The sequence below is a fragment of the Rossellomorea sp. YZS02 genome (assembly GCF_033963925.1).
GTDB lineage: Bacteria > Bacillota > Bacilli > Bacillales > Bacillaceae_B > Rossellomorea.
Window position 1 is genome coordinate 39,175 of the sequence record NZ_JAXBLY010000012.1, and the last position, 19,546, is coordinate 58,720.

The 19,546-nt window shown below is 43.4% G+C and carries 23 protein-coding genes and 2 riboswitches; of the genes, 1 reads left to right on the plus strand and 22 read right to left on the minus strand.

Annotated features, from left to right (window positions below; all coding sequences use genetic code 11):
- Positions 1-135: 135 nt before the first annotated feature.
- From SLH55_RS12855 to SLH55_RS12865, 3 genes are all read right to left on the minus strand, one after another.
- Positions 136-1,698: a fatty acid--CoA ligase gene (locus tag SLH55_RS12855; protein WP_219170002.1), complete on the minus strand. Its 1,563-nt coding sequence runs from the start codon at positions 1,696-1,698 to the stop codon at positions 136-138.
- A gap of 169 nt (positions 1,699-1,867) precedes the next feature.
- On the minus strand, positions 1,868-3,172 hold the full coding sequence (locus SLH55_RS12860) for a nucleobase:cation symporter-2 family protein (protein WP_219170000.1): 1,305 nt from the start codon (positions 3,170-3,172) through the stop codon (positions 1,868-1,870).
- The gene (locus tag SLH55_RS12865) at positions 3,172-3,759 is read right to left on the minus strand and encodes a xanthine phosphoribosyltransferase (protein ID WP_320323588.1); all 588 of its coding nucleotides are present in this window, start codon (positions 3,757-3,759) and stop codon (positions 3,172-3,174) included. The genes SLH55_RS12860 and SLH55_RS12865 overlap by 1 nt, the downstream gene beginning before the upstream one ends.
- Positions 3,760-3,873: 114 nt before the next feature.
- A riboswitch (purine riboswitch) is annotated at positions 3,874-3,975 on the minus strand.
- A 220-nt stretch (positions 3,976-4,195) separates the two neighbouring features.
- On the opposite strand from SLH55_RS12865, the gene SLH55_RS12870 reads away from it, so the two are divergent.
- A complete protein-coding gene (locus tag SLH55_RS12870; protein WP_320323589.1) occupies positions 4,196-4,444 on the plus strand; it encodes a hypothetical protein in 249 nt (82 codons plus the stop codon).
- A 107-nt stretch (positions 4,445-4,551) separates the two neighbouring features.
- Here SLH55_RS12870 and SLH55_RS12875 read toward each other — a convergent pair whose 3' ends face one another.
- The 19 genes from SLH55_RS12875 to SLH55_RS12965 form a co-directional block, all read right to left on the minus strand.
- Positions 4,552-5,121, minus strand: coding sequence for an NAD(P)-dependent oxidoreductase (locus SLH55_RS12875; protein WP_320323590.1), 570 nt, complete (start codon positions 5,119-5,121; stop codon positions 4,552-4,554).
- A complete protein-coding gene (locus tag SLH55_RS12880; protein ID WP_320323591.1) occupies positions 5,102-5,857 on the minus strand; it encodes a sirohydrochlorin chelatase in 756 nt (251 codons plus the stop codon). Before SLH55_RS12880 ends, SLH55_RS12875 begins: the two co-directional genes overlap by 20 nt.
- Positions 5,858-6,622, minus strand: a complete 765-nt coding sequence (gene cobA, locus SLH55_RS12885; RefSeq protein WP_320323592.1) for a uroporphyrinogen-III C-methyltransferase — start codon at positions 6,620-6,622, stop codon at positions 5,858-5,860.
- Positions 6,623-6,633: 11 nt separating this feature from the next.
- A complete protein-coding gene (locus SLH55_RS12890; RefSeq protein WP_320323593.1) occupies positions 6,634-6,858 on the minus strand; it encodes a DUF3906 family protein in 225 nt (74 codons plus the stop codon).
- Between the two features lie 14 nt (positions 6,859-6,872).
- Positions 6,873-8,483 (minus strand): nitrite/sulfite reductase, encoded by a 1,611-nt coding sequence (locus SLH55_RS12895; RefSeq protein ID WP_219169989.1) that lies wholly within the window; start codon positions 8,481-8,483, stop codon positions 6,873-6,875.
- 12 nt (positions 8,484-8,495) lie between these two features.
- Positions 8,496-9,098 (minus strand): adenylyl-sulfate kinase, encoded by a 603-nt coding sequence (gene cysC, locus SLH55_RS12900; RefSeq protein ID WP_219169988.1) that lies wholly within the window; start codon positions 9,096-9,098, stop codon positions 8,496-8,498.
- A 21-nt stretch (positions 9,099-9,119) separates the two neighbouring features.
- Positions 9,120-10,256, minus strand: a complete 1,137-nt coding sequence (gene sat / locus SLH55_RS12905; protein WP_320323594.1) for a sulfate adenylyltransferase — start codon at positions 10,254-10,256, stop codon at positions 9,120-9,122.
- 43 nt (positions 10,257-10,299) lie between these two features.
- Positions 10,300-11,322: an anion permease gene (locus SLH55_RS12910; RefSeq protein WP_320323642.1), complete on the minus strand. Its 1,023-nt coding sequence runs from the start codon at positions 11,320-11,322 to the stop codon at positions 10,300-10,302.
- 57 nt (positions 11,323-11,379) lie between these two features.
- Positions 11,380-12,078, minus strand: a complete 699-nt coding sequence (locus SLH55_RS12915) for a phosphoadenylyl-sulfate reductase (protein ID WP_320323595.1) — start codon at positions 12,076-12,078, stop codon at positions 11,380-11,382.
- A 103-nt stretch (positions 12,079-12,181) separates the two neighbouring features.
- Positions 12,182-12,337, minus strand: a complete 156-nt coding sequence (locus tag SLH55_RS12920; protein WP_226674735.1) for a YezD family protein — start codon at positions 12,335-12,337, stop codon at positions 12,182-12,184.
- Between the two features lie 85 nt (positions 12,338-12,422).
- Positions 12,423-12,528: riboswitch (SAM riboswitch) on the minus strand.
- A 195-nt stretch (positions 12,529-12,723) separates the two neighbouring features.
- Positions 12,724-13,128, minus strand: coding sequence for a MaoC/PaaZ C-terminal domain-containing protein (locus tag SLH55_RS12925; protein WP_320323596.1), 405 nt, complete (start codon positions 13,126-13,128; stop codon positions 12,724-12,726).
- Positions 13,125-13,574: a MaoC family dehydratase N-terminal domain-containing protein gene (locus tag SLH55_RS12930; protein ID WP_219169981.1), complete on the minus strand. Its 450-nt coding sequence runs from the start codon at positions 13,572-13,574 to the stop codon at positions 13,125-13,127. Before SLH55_RS12930 ends, SLH55_RS12925 begins: the two co-directional genes overlap by 4 nt.
- A 23-nt stretch (positions 13,575-13,597) precedes the next feature.
- On the minus strand, positions 13,598-14,356 hold the full coding sequence (gene fabG / locus SLH55_RS12935) for a 3-oxoacyl-ACP reductase FabG (RefSeq protein WP_219169980.1): 759 nt from the start codon (positions 14,354-14,356) through the stop codon (positions 13,598-13,600).
- A 21-nt stretch (positions 14,357-14,377) separates the two neighbouring features.
- Positions 14,378-15,553, minus strand: a complete 1,176-nt coding sequence (locus SLH55_RS12940) for an acyl-CoA dehydrogenase family protein (protein ID WP_320323597.1) — start codon at positions 15,551-15,553, stop codon at positions 14,378-14,380.
- Between the two features lie 25 nt (positions 15,554-15,578).
- The gene (locus SLH55_RS12945; protein WP_320323598.1) at positions 15,579-16,553 is read right to left on the minus strand and encodes an NADPH:quinone oxidoreductase family protein; all 975 of its coding nucleotides are present in this window, start codon (positions 16,551-16,553) and stop codon (positions 15,579-15,581) included.
- Between the two features lie 11 nt (positions 16,554-16,564).
- The gene (locus SLH55_RS12950) at positions 16,565-17,338 is read right to left on the minus strand and encodes an enoyl-CoA hydratase (RefSeq protein ID WP_320323599.1); all 774 of its coding nucleotides are present in this window, start codon (positions 17,336-17,338) and stop codon (positions 16,565-16,567) included.
- Positions 17,339-17,351: 13 nt separating this feature from the next.
- Positions 17,352-18,434, minus strand: a complete 1,083-nt coding sequence (locus tag SLH55_RS12955; protein ID WP_320323600.1) for a phosphotransferase family protein — start codon at positions 18,432-18,434, stop codon at positions 17,352-17,354.
- Positions 18,435-18,456: 22 nt separating this feature from the next.
- Complete coding sequence (locus tag SLH55_RS12960; RefSeq protein ID WP_219169975.1) at positions 18,457-18,873, minus strand: acyl-CoA thioesterase; 417 nt, start codon at positions 18,871-18,873, stop codon at positions 18,457-18,459.
- 76 nt (positions 18,874-18,949) lie between these two features.
- Positions 18,950-19,516 carry a TetR/AcrR family transcriptional regulator gene (locus SLH55_RS12965; protein WP_219169973.1) on the minus strand — a complete coding sequence of 189 codons (567 nt, stop codon included), beginning with the start codon at positions 19,514-19,516 and terminating at the stop codon, positions 18,950-18,952.
- Positions 19,517-19,546: the final 30 nt, after the last annotated feature.

Consider the following 19,546-nt stretch of genomic DNA (forward strand, 5'->3'; position numbering starts at 1 on the left):
ATGGCTATTCATTAACCTATTCCATTCACTTTTAGAAAAGTCATTTTTCCGTATACTCTGCCAAAGAAAGCAGTCAGTTTAACTACTCTCCCATAATAAGCTATCCATTTTCAGTTAAGATAACATACCGTCACACTATAACCTTTGTTCTTTTTGAACGCCATTCTCCCTAAGCAGGAACTTTTGAATTTTCCCGCTAGCATTTCTAGGGAGTTCTTCAACAAATCGATACTCCCGTGGCCGTTTGTAATCCGCAAGCAGATCACCACTCTTCAAAAAATAGTCCAAGTGTTCTGATGTGAGAGAAGAATTTTTCGATACGACTACAGCTATGACCTGCTCCCCCCACCTCTCATCCGGTTGCCCGAGTACAGCAACGTCCAGCACATCTTCGTGAGCATGAAGGGCGTCCTCCACTTCCCTTGGATACACATTCTCCCCTCCTGAAATCACCATATCATCCACCCTGTCAGCAACATACAGATAGCCCTCTTCGTCCATATATCCTAAATCTCCGGAGTGGTACCAGCCCTTATACAGTGCTTTTTGCGTCGCTTCCTCCCGGTTGAAATACTGTAGCATCGTACATGAACCCCTTACAATGATTTCACCCACTTCACCAGGTTTACAAATGTCATCAGGTTCAGACGGTCCGTTTTCGTTCGGTGTTACCACCCTTATCTCATGATTATAAGCCGCACGCCCTGCGGAACCTGTCTTCGTCAGCTGCTCATCCTGAAGGAGGAACGTAACCGCAGGCCCCATTTCCGTCTGACCATATGCCTGGATAAGCTCGATCTTCAGCTTTTCATGCAGTGTCCTGACAAGTACCGGAGCCATGGGAGCCGCCCCATAAAGACCGATCCTAAGGGAAGATGTATCATATCCTTCCACTCCATGCTGAAGGAGCATATTCCACATAGTCGGGGCTGCAAATAGAGTGGTGACCTTCTCACGCTGAATGACTTCCAATACGGTTTCCGGCTGGAACTGATGCACAATGATATTTTTCGCACCTGCTTGAACCCTGGGCAGGAAACAGCAATGAAGTTCGGCACAGTGAAACATCGGTGCCGTCACAAGACCGATATCGTTCGGAGTCAGCCCCATTACCGATGTACATATCAGGCTCTGCTCCGCCATATCCCTATGCCTGTGAACAACACCCTTTGGTCTGCCTGTAGTCCCGCTCGTGTACATAATGGCATATACATCTGTCTCTTCTACTATGATGGGTTCTAATTCCCTGGAACAATAGCCGACTGTCTCATTGTAGCTTTGTGCAAAGGAGGGTACCTCCTCACCCACATGCCAAAAAAGGGTATGTGGGAAAAATGATGAAATCCCCTCGATCGGTTTTGAAAGGGATTCTTCCACGATCACGACCTTTGGCTCCGCATCCTTTAATATATAGTGGATTTCCTGCCCCTTTAATCTGAAGTTAATCGGATTGATCACTGCACCGATCTTTCCGCACGCAAAAAATACGTTCGCAAGTTCCAGAGTATTAAATAGATACGTAGAAACCCGGTCCCCCTTTTTCACTCCTGCATTCAAGAGTGCATTTGCCACACGATGGACTTCATCCTGCCACTCTCCAAAGGTTAACCGTTTACCTGTCTTCTCTTCTACAATAGCCTCTTTATTGCGGAATTTCTCTACCGTTTGGTCAAAAATAGATCCAGTCGTTGCGTACATGTTTCTCCTCCTTTAATAAAAGCTGACTCTTTACTGTCCGATCCCTACACAATTAATGTTCGTTACTTATTTACGTTTTTCCTCCTGATTAATCTGATAATTCAGAAATAAACCATAAAAAACCGCCACCTCTTATATTTAGCCGAGATGGCGGTTTTTGATTGTATGTTTATGACGCTTTTTGCTCACTCATGACAACGTTCAACTTACGTTTAGATAACACATTAAAGAAGATATTCAGCCCGATTGCGGTTAAACTGCCGGCTACAATCCCGTTATCCGTCAAGATTCGGATGCTTGACGGCATTTGCGCAAAAAGTTCCGGTACTGCCGTAACCCCGAGTCCCATTCCCACAGAACACGCAATGATCAACAGGTTTTCCTGAGAAGAAAAATTCACCGTACTCAGCATTTTGATTCCGTAGGCTACAACCATTCCGAACATGGCCACCATCGCCCCGCCCAATACGGAAGCAGGGATAACGGTTGTAAGAGCTCCTATTTTCGGTACAAGCCCGAGAATGACGAGGAATGCTCCCGTTGCATAAATCACGTTATTCCGTTTCACACCGGAAAGCTGGACCAATCCGACGTTTTGGGAATAGGCCGTATAGGGGAACGCGTTGAATAATCCACCAAGCACGATGGCTAACCCTTCAGCCCTATACCCTTTAGCTAAATCTTCTTCCGAAATTTTTTTATCACTAATATCCCCAAGGGCGAAATAGACGCCCGTTGATTCTACCAGACTGACCATTGCTACAAGGATCATCGTAAGGATGGCTGTTATTTCAAACGTCGGCATTCCAAAGTAAAAGGGCTTTGCCATATGAAACCATGAGGCATTACTAACAGCGCTGAAGTCGACTTTCCCAAGGAGGAACGCCACGGCCGTTCCTGCCATCAATCCAAGTAGTATGGAAACGGAACGAACAAACCCTGTAAAGAATTTATATAGGACCAAAATAAATAATAATGTACCGAAAGCTAAAGACAGATTTTCCAATGAACCGAAATCAGAACTTCCCTGTCCACCTGCCATATTATTCATGGCGACTGGAATCAGAGTGATTCCGATGATGGTCACGACAGAACCCGTAACGACAGGAGGAAAGAAGCGGACGAGCTTTCCAAAGTATTTACTGATTGCGACTACGAATACACCTGAAACAAGGATGGATCCGTATATAGCGGAGATGCCATATTGACCCCCGATGGCGATCATCGGTCCGACCGCAGTGAACGTACAACCCAGCACAACGGGAAGCCCGATACCGAAGAAGCGATTCTTCCAGACCTGCAGCAGGGTAGCAATTCCACACATAAAGATATCGATGGAAACGAGATATGTCAGCTGCTCACCCGTCAATCCGAGTGCCCCGCCAACGATGAGGGGGACAATGACTGCTCCCGCATACATGGCAAGAACATGTTGAATACCAAGAGAGGCGAGTTTAAGAGGCTGATTCTTCATTATACATGCGCCTCCTCTTGCTTAAATTGTACTTCCCCATTTTCAAGAGATTGAATTTCAGCTAATGACTCCACTCGATATCCCGTTTCACGGACAAGCTTCCCTCCGTTTTGGAAAGATTTTTCGATGACAATCCCGATTCCGGCAACTTCTGCGCCAGCTTGTTTCACTAGATCAATTAAACCGAGTGCGGCCTGTCCGTTTGCCAGGAAATCATCAATCAGTAACACCCGGTCATTTTCTTTTATGTATGTATTTGAGATCGAAATCGTATTTTCTTCCTGTTTGGTGAATGAGTATACCTTTGAAGTAAGCACTCCTTCTGATAATGTCAACGATTTCTTTTTACGTGCAAACACAAGTGGAACATTCATGTGAAGGGCAGCCATCACACCGGGAGCAATCCCTGATGATTCAATGGTCAATACCTTTGTGATTCCTTGATCTTTGAAACGATGCGCAAATTCTTTTCCTATTTCCATCATCAGTTCCGGATCAACTTGATGATTAAGAAATGAGTCTACCTTTAATACAGTTTCTGAAAGGACAACGCCCTCAGCATTGATTTTATTTTTTAATAAGTTCATGAAAAAAATCGCTCCCTTACCTTTTGTAGATTAAAAAAACCCAAAGGATATTGTACTCACTTATTGAGTGAGACAATGACCTTTGGGTTAGGCAAAGAGCGTCCATGAAAGACGCATCTATCACTGCTCACCCATAGTCGGATCATTTAAGGTAATCCGGTAGAAACTCGCGGGCCATATCCCCGCTATTATATGAGTGAAACTGAATATTGATTTGATATTGGATAGTATACCGGCAACCCGGTTATTTGTAAAGGCTCATTTCCTAACATTTAGACCATTATTTTATATAACGTTCGTACTTTATCCAACTCTTAAATGATCTTATTATTTTCTCTTGTTCATCCTGTTAAAAGAGTCATATCTTTAAGGTCAGTACGATAATCATATTATGTAGTCATTTTTACACATTTTTGGTAAACAGGGAGGGGAAAGGATGAAACAAAATGCTGTAGCCATAGGTCTAAAGATCTTTGCCTGGCTTGTATTCTTCATCGGTTGTATTTCCGCAATGGAATTGGATGTTGCCCATTCCGGTATTTTTGGCATAGAGAACACGACATCGGTTATTTGGCTGATATATCTTTTCACACTGGGGACAACTTTGTTTTTCTTAGGATTAAGCGAGATTGTCAAATTGAATCAGCAAAAAATAAATCAAAACCTTGTAGAAGGCCAATCATAATCTTGTGAGAATTCCAAGGATAAGATGACGCTATTAAATCTTTCTTCATGAGTAACTTGATCACTGTTTGAAACAGTAAAGCATGGAAAACCTTACGTTCCCATGCTTTACTCATTTTCAACTTCATCTAATTTAGAAGAAAGTTCTTTTAATAATTTTCTTTTTTCCCCATCAGATAAGTCTGATCTCTTGATTTCTTTTCTCTTAGAATAAATGATAGAGAGTTTCTCTATATAGGTGTCATCAAATCCTTCGATGAATTCATTCGTAAGCTTCTTTGCTAGGAATGGACTAGCTCCACCGGTTGAAACAGAGATGGTTAACTTTCCTTTTTGTTTGAACGACACCATCTGCATATTTCCACAATCCCCATTGTCCACCACGCATAATAGCTGGTTTTCCTCAGAATACATTTTCACCTGTTCGTTCACCCATCGTTTGTTTGTGGCAGCGATGACGATGAATGCATGTCTTACATCATCCCTTCGTACTTCCCTCTTGATCCATAAAACCTTATTTTCTTCATGCAGTACTTGGATTGGTTCGACGACCTTTGGACTGATAACGGTAATCTTTGCTCCCTGCTCATAAAATACAGAGAGCTTACGAAATGCTACTTTCCCTCCACCCACAATGGTTATTTGCTTCCCTTTAACATCAATCATGACAGGAAGCATAGTATTCTCCTTTAGCCCCTAGTGATTCATTTATCCGGTCCAGGAAGGCTTCTTCCACGAGCGGATCATATCCTAAATAATTTCCCAAAATGATTTGATCATTCTTCGTTCTGCCTATTTCCTTTTCAATGCCTTTCATCAGTAACCCGGTAAATAATAAATATGGGATGAAGATGACGTTTTTATCTGAATACCTTACAGACTCCAAGGTTTCTGTAAAGCTTGGAGAAGCAGCTGTTAAATAGCATGTTCTCACGTCTCTTAACGAGGTTCTTCTATGGACAAGCTCCGCTATAGTATCAAGATCTCTCCTGACATCAGGGTCAGAGCTCCCTCTTCCAATTAAAACAGCGACGGCAGATGAATCAATCAATATGGCTTCCTCAATCTTTTTAATGACACTTTCGACCATTTTATCGTGAACACCTATAGGGCGACCGTAATTCACATAAATATCCGGATAGGTATCACTGCACTTTTGAATTTCATCCGGGATATCCTTTTTGGCGTGGACCGCAGTCAGTAAGAGAAGGGGAATGACGGTTATGTGAGTCGCTCCCCTTTCAACGCAAGCGGCGAATCCTTCTTCTATGGTAGGGGATGCAAGTTCCAGAAAGCTGATTTCCTGAATATCGGCCTTAACGTGTTTCTGGCAACGCTTAATAAAGGATACCGCCTCTTCACGTGCTTTCTCAACCCGGCTGCCATGACAAACGTATAAGACTGCATGCTTCATCTATAAAGCCTCACTTATGATCATTTTCTGTTCAAACCATTGAATCTTCTCACGATACCGTACCACTTCTCCAACGATGATCATGCTTGGATTTTCTATTCTCTCGTTTTTCACAATATCGATGATCGTGTCAAGCGTTCCTGTAACGGTTTTTTGTACTTCTGTCGTTCCCCAGTGAACAAGAGCAACGGGAGTATCTTTGGACTTTCCATATTGAATAAGCTTCTCCTTTATATAAGGAAGATTGCTGACTCCCATATAGATGGCAAGGGTGTCAATTCCTTTCGATAGGCTTTCCCATTTCTCATCTTCCAGTTGATTGTTTTGTTTATGACCTGTCACAAATGCCACGCTGGAGCTTGCATCCCTGTGAGTGACCGGGATGCCGGCATAGGCGGCGGCCGCTATCCCCGAAGTGATACCAGGGACGATCTCAAATGGGATCCCTTTTTTCGCACACGCCTCCGCTTCTTCCCCACCTCTCCCGAATACAAAAGGGTCGCCACCCTTTAATCTCACCACTATTTTCCCCGCTGACGCATATCGTACAAGAAAATGAGTGATCGTATCTTGTTTCATCGTATGATAGTTTGGCAGTTTTCCACAATAGATCAAGTCTGCCCCTTTCTTCGCGTAGGAGAGAAGTTCTTTATTCACCAATCGGTCATAAAGGATGACGTCTGCTTTTTGTATGGATTTCAATGCTTTCACCGTAATCAGTTCCGGATCACCAGGACCCGCTCCGACTAAATAAACCTTTCCCATTGTCTTCCTCCTTATGATTTGATGATCGTTTCCTGTTCGTGCAGAACAAATCCTGCACCATTCCCCCGGATCCTGCGCTTTTCATATAAAGAAATATCCACAACATCCGGCTTTTTCAAAAAGTACTTCTCAAGTTCGATTTCCACCAGGTCAAAGGCTTTCTCATCCGATTCAGCCGCTACAACGACTATTGTGACGAAATCACGTGCCGTGACTTCAAATCGATACAAATCCATCTATCTTTACCTCCTTATGCTTCCTGAAGCAACTGATCCAACGATTCCTGAAATGTAGATGTCCCGACCCGATTGATGTAGTCAAAAAAGGTTTCTCCCTGTTCCTTCGTTTGTTTAAAATGAATTAATAATTGCTTCACAACTTCTGAAAGGTTGGAGGCTTCCACTTTCCCTTTCAGCTTTTCATTCAGTTTCCCTCCTTCTTGAAGGGTTCCTCCTACATAGATTTCAAACGCTTCGATCATTTTTTTGTCCTTCGTTCTCATTTTGATTCCCTGGAGACCAATATCAGCAATTTGTCGCTGTCCACAAGAGTTTGGGCATCCAACCATATGGATTCTTACCGGTACGTCCAAGGTCAATTCCTGATCCAACTCGTTTGCAATTTGTCTCATCCGCTCCTTCGTCTCTACAAGAGCCAGATTGCAGTATTCTATTCCTGTGCATGATACGGAATATCCGATAAAAGAAAGGGGACTCGTTGAAATCCGATCAAAAATCTTCTCGGAAAGCAAAGCATCCACATGCTCATCTGGAATATTTGGAATGATGAGATTCTGAGAGTTACAGTTTCTAAGTTCACCATTTCCGTATTTCTTGGAGATCCTGGCGAGCTCATACACTTCATCCGAGTTCAATCTGCCTACCGGAACATTCAGCCCGACGTAATTAAGTCCCTCTTGTTTTTGAGGGTGGACTCCGTAGAAGTACCCTGCGTTCCATCCCTGTACCGCATCGGTCCCTGCCGGAAGGAGTTCTACATACTCCAGTAATTTCTCTTTGAATTTCTCCGGTCCCCAGTCGGCCATCAGGAATTTCAACCGCGCTAAATGACGTTTCTCGCGATAACCGTAATCGCGGAATATGGTCGTAAGGGCAACCGTCACGTCTTTCACTTGATGAGGAAGGACGAATACATCCAGTTCCTGTGCGAGGAATGGTCTTGCTGACAACCCGCCACCGACTTTCACATGAAATCCGGCCTCTTCCTTCCCATCAATCCTTTTTCTAGCAGGAACAAAAGAAACACAATTGATTTCAGCATTAGATGCATTGTTGATATTTGCGGAGATCGCTACTTTATATTTTCTTGGAAGATTCGAAAAATCTTCGTTATGCTGAAAGAAATCGTAGACTTCCTTCACGACGCTGCGTGTATCGAATAATTCATCAGGATCGATGCCAGCCAGAGGGTTTCCGACGATGTTACGAGTAATATCCCCGCATGCCCCGGCAGAAGACAATCCGACTTCCTCCAATCGTTTAAATATGTCCGGAATCTGCTCGATCTTCAACCAGTGAAACTGGATTGCCTGACGGGTGGTGATATCATAGACATCCCTGCCATATTCTTTACAAATGGAAGCAAGTGCCCTTGCCTGATCATAATTCAGGATACCTGATGGAACGTTCACCCTCATCATGAAGTAGCCGTCCTCCTTGGGTCTTTGCAGGTAAAGGCCAGCCCATTTGAATTTATCCCATTCTTCTTTCGGGATGGAAGAAAATCCGTTTTCGGCATAATACGGAATATCCCCGAATATCTTCAATCCGTCTTTTTCGAGCTTCCATTGTTCTGTTTTGTTCAGCTTTTCATTAGACTCCCACGATTTCTTATATGCCATGATTTCCTCTCCTTATATCAATTGTTTTTCCTTTAATTCGGCCAACAGACTTTCTACACAATGTTCAATTGAGTTTTTTTCTGTATCCAGGACGATTTCGGGATGTTCCGGTTCTTCATAGGGAGCACTGATTCCCGTGAAATGAGTGATTTCTTGTTTACGGGCTTTTTTGTACAATCCTTTTGGATCACGCTTTTCACATTCCTCCAGGGAACAATGTACATATACTTCCAGAAACTCTTGGGGTCCTACCAGGCTTCTTACAAGATCCCGATCTTTTCTGTAAGGTGAAATAAACGCGGTGAGTACAATTTGACCACTATCTATAAAGAGTTTCGACACTTCCCCTATCCGTCTGATGTTTTCTTTACGGTCGTCCTCGTCAAATCCTAAATCATGATTCAATCCGTGGCGGACGTTATCCCCATCCAGAACATACACCTGCTTTCCCTGTTTAAAAAGGGAGGCAGCCAGTGCATTCGCCACTGTCGATTTACCTGAAGCAGATAATCCTGTGAACCAGAGAATGAAACTTTGATGACCATTCTTTTTCCTTCTTTGCTGTTTGGTGATCGTAGATTCATGCCATACAATGTTTTCTTGTTTTTCACTCAAGCTATCTTCCTCCCCGGCCGATTAATTGGATTCTTGTTTGAGACCCTTGATCAATACATCAATGACCTCTGGACGACTGAATGTTGAAGGGGGGACTTCGCCGTTCCTCAGCATTCCCCTTACCTTTGTTCCGGATAGGATGACATGATACTCTTTTCCATGTGGACAGGTTTTCGTCGTCGCCATCCCTTCACATTTCTTACAATAGAAGCTATGTTCGAAGCGAAGGGGTGTAATCCCGATCTCTTCTTCCGTAAACTGATCGAAAATCTTTTGAGCATCATAGGTTCCATAATAATCACCAACCCCTGCATGATCCCTCCCGACAATGAAGTGAGTACATCCATAATTTTTTCGCACTAATGCATGAAAAATGGCTTCCCTTGGCCCTGCATATCTCATAGCAGCAGGAAATACTCCGAGAAATACGCGGTCTTTCGGGTAATAGTTCCTTAATAGTACGTCATAGCTCTCCATCCGGATTTCTGCTGAAATATCATCTGCTTTCGTTTCACCGACCAGCGGATTCAAAAATAGGGCATCCACGGTTTCAAGCGCCGTTTTCTGAATGTATTCATGTGCCCTGTGCACAGGGTTTCTGGTCTGGAAACCGACAATCGTTTTCCATCCCTTATCTTTAAACCTTTTCCGTGTTTCAACTGGATCGAATGCATACTCCTTGAAAGGCTTCGATAGTCTTTTCACTAATGTAATTTTGCCTCCGACATACACATCACCCCGCTGGAATAGTTTCTTTACTCCGGGATGATTTCCATCGGTCGTTCCATAGACAAGGAGGGCTTCTTTATATTTGTCAGGTTCGAAGATATCCTCTACGTCGATAATCCCGTATGTTTCTCCTTTATATACAAGCCTGCTCCTTTTCCCAATCTGTACAAGATCAGCCTGCTCCTTATCGATGGGCAAAGTGATGGGAATGCTCCATACACATCCGCTTTCTAGCCTCGATGATTCCACCACGGGCTGATAATCCTTTTTGGTCAAGAATCCTTCAATGGGACTGTAAGCACCGATTGCAATCAGTTCCAGATCACTCAATGCGATTTCGTCCAGTGATAATTCTTGTTGAATGTCCTTGTAGGATTCTTCAGGTAAATAAGATTGGACCAGTACTCCTCCGTGCGCCTGTAAACTCATGCAAAATATCCTCCTTAACATATTTGTATAATCGGAATTAAGATCAAATTCCCCCTCCATCTTCGTGGACAGACCGTCTTTCCTCGTTAATGACCCTCATTAGGGACAACGCACCTATCGTGGCAATAATGACGCTTATCGGTACGACAATTGAGTACAGATCACTATCGATTAACAGTTTGACCAAAAAGTATGAAATACTGAGTGAGATTAAGGGAGAGACTACCCAGATTTTGACGATTTTTTTGACGATTTTCTTTTGCAACATGTGCTTGCCGTTTTTTGCTACTCCTAAGCCTATGATGGAAGAGGACGTAACTTGTGTCAGAGGGATCGGCAACCCATACAGAGAACTCAAGATGACGAGGAAGGCTCCTGTTGAAGAAATGAGAATTCCTTCTGCTTTAGAGTATTGCGTAATTTTCTTGCCGTTTGTTTCGACTACTTTCTTTCCCAACAAAACAGCCCCTAGACCAACAAATGCACCACCAATCAAGATTCCACGTGAAGGTGTTATCAACCCGGCACCGACCAATGGACCAACGGCATTGGCAACATTGTTCATCCCTGCTGAGAAAGCTTCAAAGAATCCGGCGATGATCAACAGATAAGCAAGCCACTGTTTATCAAAATGATACCCCCGCTTTTCAAGCTGGACTAAACCCCATCCTGCAAGCCAGGTCACTAAGAAGGCGATAACAGGAACGATAACCCAGAAAGACATAATCGTAATAAGTGATTTTACATACAGAACCTGATAGGCTACCCCGACTCCTACAACTGCTCCCACCGTTACTTCACTTGTAGACAGAGGAATGCCGATCACATTCGCCAGAAACAATGAAATCGTTGCAGATAATAAAATAATGAGAACGATCTTGATCGACAATAAATTCTGCGGGATGATTCCTGAACTAATCGTCTTTACAACCTCTCCACCACCCAGAACTGCTCCGCTTAGGACACCTGCTGCACAAATCCATAATGCTGTCCTGATGTTCTTTACCGCTCCTGCACCGTATGCGACTCCCATTGATGCAGCCGCTCCACTGGCACCAATGTTCATAGCAAAGAACAAACTAATGATAAGGGCTGTGATTTCAAGCAAAGATTTTCACCCATTTCAATGAAGGCCGCATTCTGTCTTTCCTTTTCCTTTCCATCTTCCGGAGCGGAGATCATTGATATCATAGGCCGGTGTTGTGCAATGAGTGCACCCGATACTCGGATACCCTTGATCGTGAAGGGAGTTATAAGTCAGATTATGTTTATGGACGTATCGCCAAATCTCCTTCCAGGTCCAATGAATTAAAGGGCAAATTTTAACCGATTGGAATTTTTCATCCTTATTGATGAATTCAACGTGTCGTCTTGTGGGAGATTGTTCCCTTCTCAACCCCGATATCCAGGCATTGCCTTTGGACAGAGCATCCTTTAACGGATCAAGCTTTCGAATTTGACAACATTTATTCGGATTTTTCTCCCATAATTTATCCCCATATACTTTTGCCTGTTCTTCCATTGTCAACTCAGGTTTTTGCATTTTAATGAGTAGTTCCGGATATGCCTCTTTCACTTTTTCTATCGTTTCATACGTTTCCTTAAAATGTACGCCCGTATCGAGGAATACAATGGTTGCCTTCGGCTGTACCTTGGAGATAAGATCAATGAGCACAATGCCTTCAATTCCGAAACTACATGCATACACCACTTTTTCACCATAGTGGCTGAACGTCCATTCCAGGACATTTAACGCTCCTTTGTAGACCGGATCCACTTCGAAATCCAAGGTTGGCTGTTTCCAAGTCTGATAGGTTAACATGATACACCCCTTTTCCTGATGCTTATCCAAATAAAAAGAGGCGATAACAAGATAAAAGGGTATCCCTTATCTTTGTTATGCGCCTCTAGTTTGTCTAGTCAGCTTATTTAATTCGAACTTTTTCATTTCTCTCTAATTGAATGACTTTTCCGTCTTGAACAACAATGGTGATCGACCCATAATTCATGGTCGCAAGCATGGATTGGATCTTCTCTGCTACTTCTTCAAAATTTGCTTGTTGACTTTTTTCTTTCGCCACATGATTCCCCCAATTTTCATCTTATCCAGTTCACTCACAAATAAAAAAACAACCTTCCATTTTGGAAAGTTGTTCAGGTAAGGATACCTTATCTTCCAAAATGGATAAACATTTTGCTGGAATTAGCACCTTACAATACGTAGGTTGCTGGGCTTCACAGGGCCAGATCCCTCCACCACTCTGGATAAGAGTTATTAATTTTAATATTCTAAATAATATCACATTCCACAAAGAAGTCAACCCGAGTTTTTTGATCGGATTTATATCTTTTGGCTCATTTTATGGAAACGCTCATTCTCTTTATGTCTATTCGATCTGTTTGGGATTTAAAACACTATTTTTAGATAGTGCTGTTTTCATTATTCTGTGACTTTCTTTCTCTCAAACTAAGAAATCAACTCAAAGACAACTTTACCTTCAATCACTGTTTTTTCTGCTTGATTGGTTGCAGTGACATTAAAATGGAGAAGGTTATCCTGTCTATCCAGCATTTCTGCCCGCAATGTAATCACATCATCCAACATGACCATCCCTTTAAAGCGTACCGAGTAATCCTTGATAAATCCTTCTTCATGAAAAGGACTGAAGAGTTTTGACACATTCCCCATCGTCCACATGCCATGAGCGATGATTCCTGGCAGGCCAAGCTTCAAGGCTTCGTCATCGATCGTATGAATGGGATTATAGTCCCCGGAAGCCCCTGCATATTTAATTAAATCGATTCTCGATACTGGATCCAATTCAACCGGAGGAAGTTTAGCTCCTACATGGAGTGATAGTGGTGTTGTCATTTACTCAACCTCTTTCTGACTGTTTCTGTAATAATGACAATCGCTTGAGAGGTGAAAATCCTTTCCCCGTGCATATCTTCACCCACGTCTTCCATGACAAGAAAGCCCAATTTCCCACCTGTCCCATTTCGTTCATAATAGTCTTTAATTTCAGTATGACACCGTATGCCTTCTCCTACCCTCAATGGCCTTTCATATCGAAAGGATTGTTCGCCATGTATCAATCCCACATTGGGTAAATGAAAACCTTCAACGGAGCCATATTCCAATACTCTCGGAAAAGTTGGGGGAGCGATGTTCCCTTTATATCTCGACCGTTTCCCGGCATGCTCATCAACATAAATGGGATGGGGATCTCCTATCGCTTCCGCAAACTTCTTCACCGCACCTTTTTCCACAATATTTAGGACTGGAGCCGAACGTTTCCCAATATATGCTTGAAACATAATTTCCACCTCTTTCTCCCTTTTTAATTTTTTGGTCCACCTGCTACATAAAGGATCTGACCATTGACAAAAGATGACTTTTCGTCTGCAAAAAAGGCCACTGCGTTGGCAATATCTTCAGGAATCCCGCTTCTTCCAACGGGGATTCCTTGCAGGCTCGCTTCTACCAATTGCTCAAATGTAATCCCTATTCGTTTCGCCGTCTCTTTCGTCATCTCGGTTTCGATGAAACCGGGTGCTACCGCATTGGTCGTAATTCCAAACGGTCCGAGCTCAATGGCGAGGGTTTTCGTAAGCCCTTGAAGACCCGCTTTTGCTGTGGCATAGTTTGCCTGTCCCCTGTTCCCGAGAGCAGAGGTCGAAGAGATATTGATGATGCGCCCATACCTTTGCTTCACCATGTATGTCTGCGCTGCCTTCGCTACATTAAATGACCCCTTCAAATGCACATCCATGACGGTTTGCCAATCATTCTCGGTCATTTTAAATAGCAGATTATCCCTGATGACACCTGCATTATTGACAACAATGTCAAGGGAGCCAAAGGATTCATACACTTCCTTCATCGCATTTTCCACTTCCTGTGATTCCACGACATTGGCCATTTTTGTATACAATTCATACTGCTTAAATTCTTCTCCCGCATCATTCAACGCCTCTTCATTCACGTCGATAATGGCCACCTTCGCTCCTTCTTCAGCCAGTAGTCCCGCAATCGATTTACCGATCCCTCTGCTTCCACCCGTCACCAGTGCCACTTTTCCTCTGAATCGTTCGCCCATTCCTTTTGCCTCCTTGTAAAATTATATAAATTGCCCCAGTTTCACATGCCCTTTTAATAAATTTCTTGAGATGATCAGTTTTTGGATTTCATCAGTTCCATCATAAATGCGCCATAACCTTGCCTCACGATACCAGCGCTCGATGGGAAGCTCTCTTGTATAGCCCATCCCCCCGTGAATTTGCAAGACACGGTCGACCACTCGATTTCCCATATTTGATCCATAAAGCTTTGCCATCGATGCCACATGGCGATTGTCCTCACCCTGATCGAGCGTGTAGGCTGCATTTAACACAAGCCAGCGGGCCGCTTCAATTTCTACCGCAGAATCCGCAATCTGCCATTGAATTGCCTGCCGGTCCGCGATAGGTTTACCAAATGTTTCTCTTTCTTTCGAATAGTCGATGGCCATTTGAAGAAGGCGTTCTGCTGCTCCAACCGCCTGGGCACCTACAATCCAGCGGGCAAAGCCGATCCATTCCAAGCCCAGATCATAACCTCTATCGATTTCACCAAGGATGTTCTCCTCAGGAACCCTTACATCTTCAAAAATAAGGCTCGCCGGTCCCCATTCACCCATCGTATGGATATATTCGGACTTCCAGCCCATACTTCTATCGGCAATGAAGCAGGTGACCCCGTCTCTCCCCGTAAGCTGGTGTTTTTCTTTATCCGTGACGGCCATGACCATGACAAAATCTGCTTCGTTTCCACCCGTAATGAACGTTTTCTCCCCATTTAATATCCATTCGTTTCCTTCTTTCACTGCTGTGGTACGGATATTACGGGTATCAGATCCCGCTCCGGGTTCCGTCATGGCAAAACACGATTTCTTTTCTCCATTAATGGTTGGGATCAAGTAGTTTTTCTTCTGTTCTTCGTTGGCGTAATAAAGTATGTTATCGGCATAACCGCCGAAGGAGAATGGAACAAAGGTCTTGGAGATTTCCATATAGACGATGGCCATCATCATGTGACCGAGATCCGCCCCTCCGTATTCCTCGGGAGTGTTGATGCCCCAGAAGCCGGCATCTTTAGCCTTCATTTGCAGCTCATACTTTTTTTCCGGCGAGAGGCTGGGCTTTCCTTCCCTTTCATTTCGGAGCACTTCATTTTCTAAAGGAATCAATTCCTTCTCTACAAATCGACGGATGGTCTTCTGGATCATTCTTTGTTCGTCTGATAAGCGTAAGTTCATCATTCTTCCCCCTATTATTTTAAAATCATGGCTGCAGGATCACTTTTCCGACTGTTTGTCTTCCTTGCATGAGGGAATGAACCTTAGCCGCTTCTTCCAATGGAAATACGTGTCCGACTGTGACCTTCAAATCACCGCTTGCCACATAATGAAAGATCTCGTGCAACGTTTTCTGGGTCAATTCGGAATCCCTCATCAAAGGAGGAAGAAAAAATCCGGTCACCGACTGATTCCGGGCCATTAGTGAGGATGGATAAAATCTGCTTTGCTCGCCGCTGGCGACACCGTAAATGATGAGTCTTCCGAAATCGGCAAGACATTTTAATGTTTTGTAGAAGACGTCACCACCTGCCATCTCCAATGCAAGATCCACACCATTTCCACTTGTCGCCTCCAACACATTTTTCTCCCATTCATCTTCTGTGTAGTTGACTAGTACATCTGCACCCATTTCTTCCGCAAGGTGGAGTTTTTCTTCTGTGCTGGCAGTGGCGATTACCTTACCTGCACCGAATCGCTTTGCGAGTTGAACGGCAAGGAGCCCGACACCACCTGCTGCGGCATGTACGAGAACAGTCTCACCCTGCTCGAGTCTACCAAGTGTTTTCAAAATATGGTACGCACTCAATCCCTGTACTGGTATTGCGGCCGCTTCTTTAAAATCCAAGCCATATGGAAGTGGGATAATGGATCGTTCATCTGTCATGGCATATTCAGCATATCCTCCTGATTCCATCATCGCTACGACACGATCTCCTTTTTTTACCCTTGTCACGTCTTCCCCGACTTCGGTTACGATGCCGGATACTTCTGCACCAGGAATGTAAGGAAGGGGGGTCTTTACCACATATTGACCTTCTCTCCGGGCCGTATCTGCATAATTGACAGCAGAGGCATGCACTTTGATCAATACCTTTCTCCCCCCAGGTGAAGGCATGGCAATATCCACATTCTCCAATACATCGGGACCACCGAACTCCTTAAATTGAATCGCTTTCATCTATACTCCTCCTAATTCCCTGAAAAAGATGGGGTCCTTTTTTCTTTAAACGCTGAAACTCCTTCTGCATGATCTTCCGTTGAAATCATCAACGTTTGAGTGATTCTTTCCTGTTCAAGCATTTCATCCAGGGTAGTGGTGAATGAACGATCAATCATTTTTTTCATCATTCCATAGGCTTTGCTTGGACCCATAGCTAATGTAGAAGTCAACTCATCGGTTTTTTCTTCCAGTCTATCAGCCGGTACCATTCTGTTAATCACACCTAATTCATACATCCTCCGGGCAGAAACAGGTTCACCCGTGAAGAAGAACTCCTTTGCAAGATGAGGACCGATCAACCGTGGGAGAAAATAAGAACCCCCTCCATCAGAAATGAGCCCTACTTTAGAAAAACTCAGTGCAAATTGACTACTCTCAGATGCAATGATTAAATCACAGGCCAATGCTAAATTAAATCCGGCTCCTGCGGCAAAACCATGGACAGCTGCAATGACGGGCTTTTCTATTTCCTTGATGGCTTTTATACATGAATTTAGTATTCCGATATGTTCATAGACTTGGGCTGATGTCGTACTTCCCATCGTTTTCACGTCGCCACCGGCAGAGAATGACCTTCCGGCACCGCGGATCACGATCGCCCTGACCTCCTGATTCCGTCCAGCCTCATCTATCGCTTCAATCAATCCAGTAAGCATATTCTCATCAAATGAATTTAAGCTGTCTGGTCGATTTAAGGTTATATTCAACACTCGATCATTCTTTTCGACTAAAAGTGATTGCATCATATTCATCCCCTTATATTTGTTCCCTGAAATTAAATGCTGCCTGATTTCCCAGGGTAATTAAAGACTCGGCAAACCGATCGAACCCGGAAAAGCGGTCATCACTTGTCTGTCCCATCTTAAAACGGTAATAAATTTGCTGCACAATAACCGCGAGCTTAAAGTAGGCAAAAGACAAATAGAAATGAATATGGTTTACGTCCCTGCCGCTTTTTTCAGCATATTTTTCGATAAATTGTCTTCTGCTGTAAAAGCCGTCCATGATTGTCACTGGAGGCTTCCCAAGGCCGTATTTCAACAAGGCGGGATCATCTTGCTGTATCCAATACCCCATGGCGACTCCCAAATCTGCAAGGGGGTCACCGACGGTTGCCATCTCCCAATCAAATAATCCCACCATGGATGTCAGGTCATCAGAGAACATACTATTGTTTAATTTATAGTCATAATGAATGATCGTCGACTCAGCATTTTCTGGAACGTTTTCGATTAACCATTGTGTCAGATGGCCCACTTCACGAATCTCACTAGTCTTTGCACGTTCATAACGATTGATCCATCCGTGAACCTGTCTCTCCATAAAGTGTTCGGGTTTACTGATTTCGTGAAGTGATGTTTTTGTATGATCAATGGAATGAAGCTCGACCAATTTTGTAACCATTTCTTCTGAGATCTTCTTGCATAACTCAGGGGTCACATCAAGATGAGGGGGAAACGACGTATCAAATACTTCCCCTCTTTTTCGTTCCATGATGAAGAATGGGCTTCCGACTATCCCTTCATCTTCAGAGAATACATATGGTTTTGGTGTAACGTCGAATAAAGGGTGTACCTCTGAAAGGATCCTGAACTCCCTTTTCATATCATGTGCCTTCGGTGCGACCGGTCCTAAAGGGGGACGCCTCAAAACCCCTTCCCATTTCCCCATTGAGAGCAGATACGTAAGATTTGAGTGCCCCGCAGAAAACTGTTTAATGTTCAACTCTTCTTTATGCAGATCAGGAAAGTGCTCTTCCAGGAAGTCCTTTAATTTGCTTTCATTTAACTCTTCCCCTTTTCGTACTGAAACCGTTTCATATTCCACCTGTTCCGTCATTTTACCCCTCCTAGATTCAAGTTCAAGAATATTCAGTTTTCTCAGAACGAAAATGAATGTTTAACTGGGTTTTTAACAGTTCAGGGATTGCTTTACTTCGTTGTTCCTGAAAATCAAAGTAGACAATCACCGCGTTTCCTCTCGCAATCAGTTGATGAGTATCCGCACACAGAATATCATGCTCCAATTGAAAGCTTTTTGATCCGATTTTGGAAATATAGGTGGTGATCTCCAGTTCTTGATTGAAGTAGCCTTGTGATACGAAATCACATTTGGTGGAAGCTAAAATAAACCGCCAATCCTTCACGTCCATGTCGAATCCGATTGTTTCAAAGAATTTAATTCGTGCTTCCTCTAAATAGACAAAATAGGTGGTATTGTTAATATGCCCCAGTGCATCTGTTTCGCAGAACCTACTCTTTACGGTGATGGTATTCATTTATCCGCCTTCTTTCATAATAAATACTAACCAGTTGGTATGTTACAGCCAGAGGAAATGGTGAAACTTTCCCTCTCTATTCTGTTTGAATCCCTTTTAAGACCATATCGACAAACGTACCTGCTATTTCTTTATCCGTTTTCTCCCCACCCGGCTTAAACCATTGATAGCTCCAGTTCATCATGCCGAGTATACCAAAAGCGACAACGGAAACGTCAAAGTCGTTTCGGAAATCTCCCGACTTTCTGCCCTCTTTCAAAAGTTTCTCAATATTGTAGCGGTACATATCCCGTTTTGGTTCAATTTGATTCAAGCTTTCATCGCTTAAGTGTCTCATCTCTCTGAAAAACACTTTGGCACTGGCCCCCTGCTCTTTGATGTCCACGATGGATAGATGAATCATGTCAAAAAGCTTCTCACTGAAAGATTTGCTGTCATCTTCCAGTATTCTTTCCTGCTTGGACAATAAGCCATCTATATATTTCATATGAATGTCCTTTAAAAGCTCTTCTTTACTGGAAAAATAATAATAAAATGTTCCTTTTGTCACCCCGATCGATTCAACGATATCTTGAATGGACGTGACGGTAAAGCCTTTTTGATCAAATAATCGTACTGCTTGTTCTGTCATTTTTTCTTTCATTTGAAGTCCCCTCAATCTGCATATATCCTC

Excerpts from the sequence above, each read along its gene's own strand:
- SLH55_RS12960 (WP_219169975.1), bottom strand. The coding sequence starts at position 18,873 with ATGAATACCATCACCGTAAAGAGTAGGTTCTGCGAAACAGATGCACTG.
- SLH55_RS12910 (WP_320323642.1), bottom strand. The coding sequence starts at position 11,322 with ATGAACATTGGTGCCAGTGGAGCGGCTGCATCAATGGGAGTCGCATAC.
- SLH55_RS12895 (WP_219169989.1), bottom strand. The coding sequence starts at position 8,483 with ATGGCATATAAGAAATCGTGGGAGTCTAATGAAAAGCTGAACAAAACA.
- SLH55_RS12870 (WP_320323589.1), top strand. The coding sequence starts at position 4,196 with ATGAAACAAAATGCTGTAGCCATAGGTCTAAAGATCTTTGCCTGGCTT.
- cobA (WP_320323592.1), bottom strand. The coding sequence starts at position 6,622 with ATGGGAAAGGTTTATTTAGTCGGAGCGGGTCCTGGTGATCCGGAACTG.
- SLH55_RS12925 (WP_320323596.1), bottom strand. The coding sequence starts at position 13,128 with ATGACAACACCACTATCACTCCATGTAGGAGCTAAACTTCCTCCGGTT.
- SLH55_RS12915 (WP_320323595.1), bottom strand. The coding sequence starts at position 12,078 with ATGTTAACCTATCAGACTTGGAAACAGCCAACCTTGGATTTCGAAGTG.
- SLH55_RS12890 (WP_320323593.1), bottom strand. The coding sequence starts at position 6,858 with ATGGATTTGTATCGATTTGAAGTCACGGCACGTGATTTCGTCACAATA.
- SLH55_RS12945 (WP_320323598.1), bottom strand. The coding sequence starts at position 16,553 with ATGAAAGCGATTCAATTTAAGGAGTTCGGTGGTCCCGATGTATTGGAG.
- SLH55_RS12855 (WP_219170002.1), bottom strand. The coding sequence starts at position 1,698 with ATGTACGCAACGACTGGATCTATTTTTGACCAAACGGTAGAGAAATTC.
- SLH55_RS12865 (WP_320323588.1), bottom strand. The coding sequence starts at position 3,759 with ATGAACTTATTAAAAAATAAAATCAATGCTGAGGGCGTTGTCCTTTCA.
- SLH55_RS12880 (WP_320323591.1), bottom strand. The coding sequence starts at position 5,857 with ATGAAGCATGCAGTCTTATACGTTTGTCATGGCAGCCGGGTTGAGAAA.
- SLH55_RS12965 (WP_219169973.1), bottom strand. The coding sequence starts at position 19,516 with ATGAAAGAAAAAATGACAGAACAAGCAGTACGATTATTTGATCAAAAA.
- SLH55_RS12955 (WP_320323600.1), bottom strand. The coding sequence starts at position 18,434 with ATGACGGAACAGGTGGAATATGAAACGGTTTCAGTACGAAAAGGGGAA.
- SLH55_RS12940 (WP_320323597.1), bottom strand. The coding sequence starts at position 15,553 with ATGAACTTACGCTTATCAGACGAACAAAGAATGATCCAGAAGACCATC.
- SLH55_RS12860 (WP_219170000.1), bottom strand. The coding sequence starts at position 3,172 with ATGAAGAATCAGCCTCTTAAACTCGCCTCTCTTGGTATTCAACATGTT.
- fabG (WP_219169980.1), bottom strand. The coding sequence starts at position 14,356 with ATGGGCGAACGATTCAGAGGAAAAGTGGCACTGGTGACGGGTGGAAGC.
- sat (WP_320323594.1), bottom strand. The coding sequence starts at position 10,256 with ATGAGTTTACAGGCGCACGGAGGAGTACTGGTCCAATCTTATTTACCT.
- SLH55_RS12950 (WP_320323599.1), bottom strand. The coding sequence starts at position 17,338 with ATGCAATCACTTTTAGTCGAAAAGAATGATCGAGTGTTGAATATAACC.
- SLH55_RS12875 (WP_320323590.1), bottom strand. The coding sequence starts at position 5,121 with ATGCTTCCTGTCATGATTGATGTTAAAGGGAAGCAAATAACCATTGTG.
- SLH55_RS12930 (WP_219169981.1), bottom strand. The coding sequence starts at position 13,574 with ATGTTTCAAGCATATATTGGGAAACGTTCGGCTCCAGTCCTAAATATT.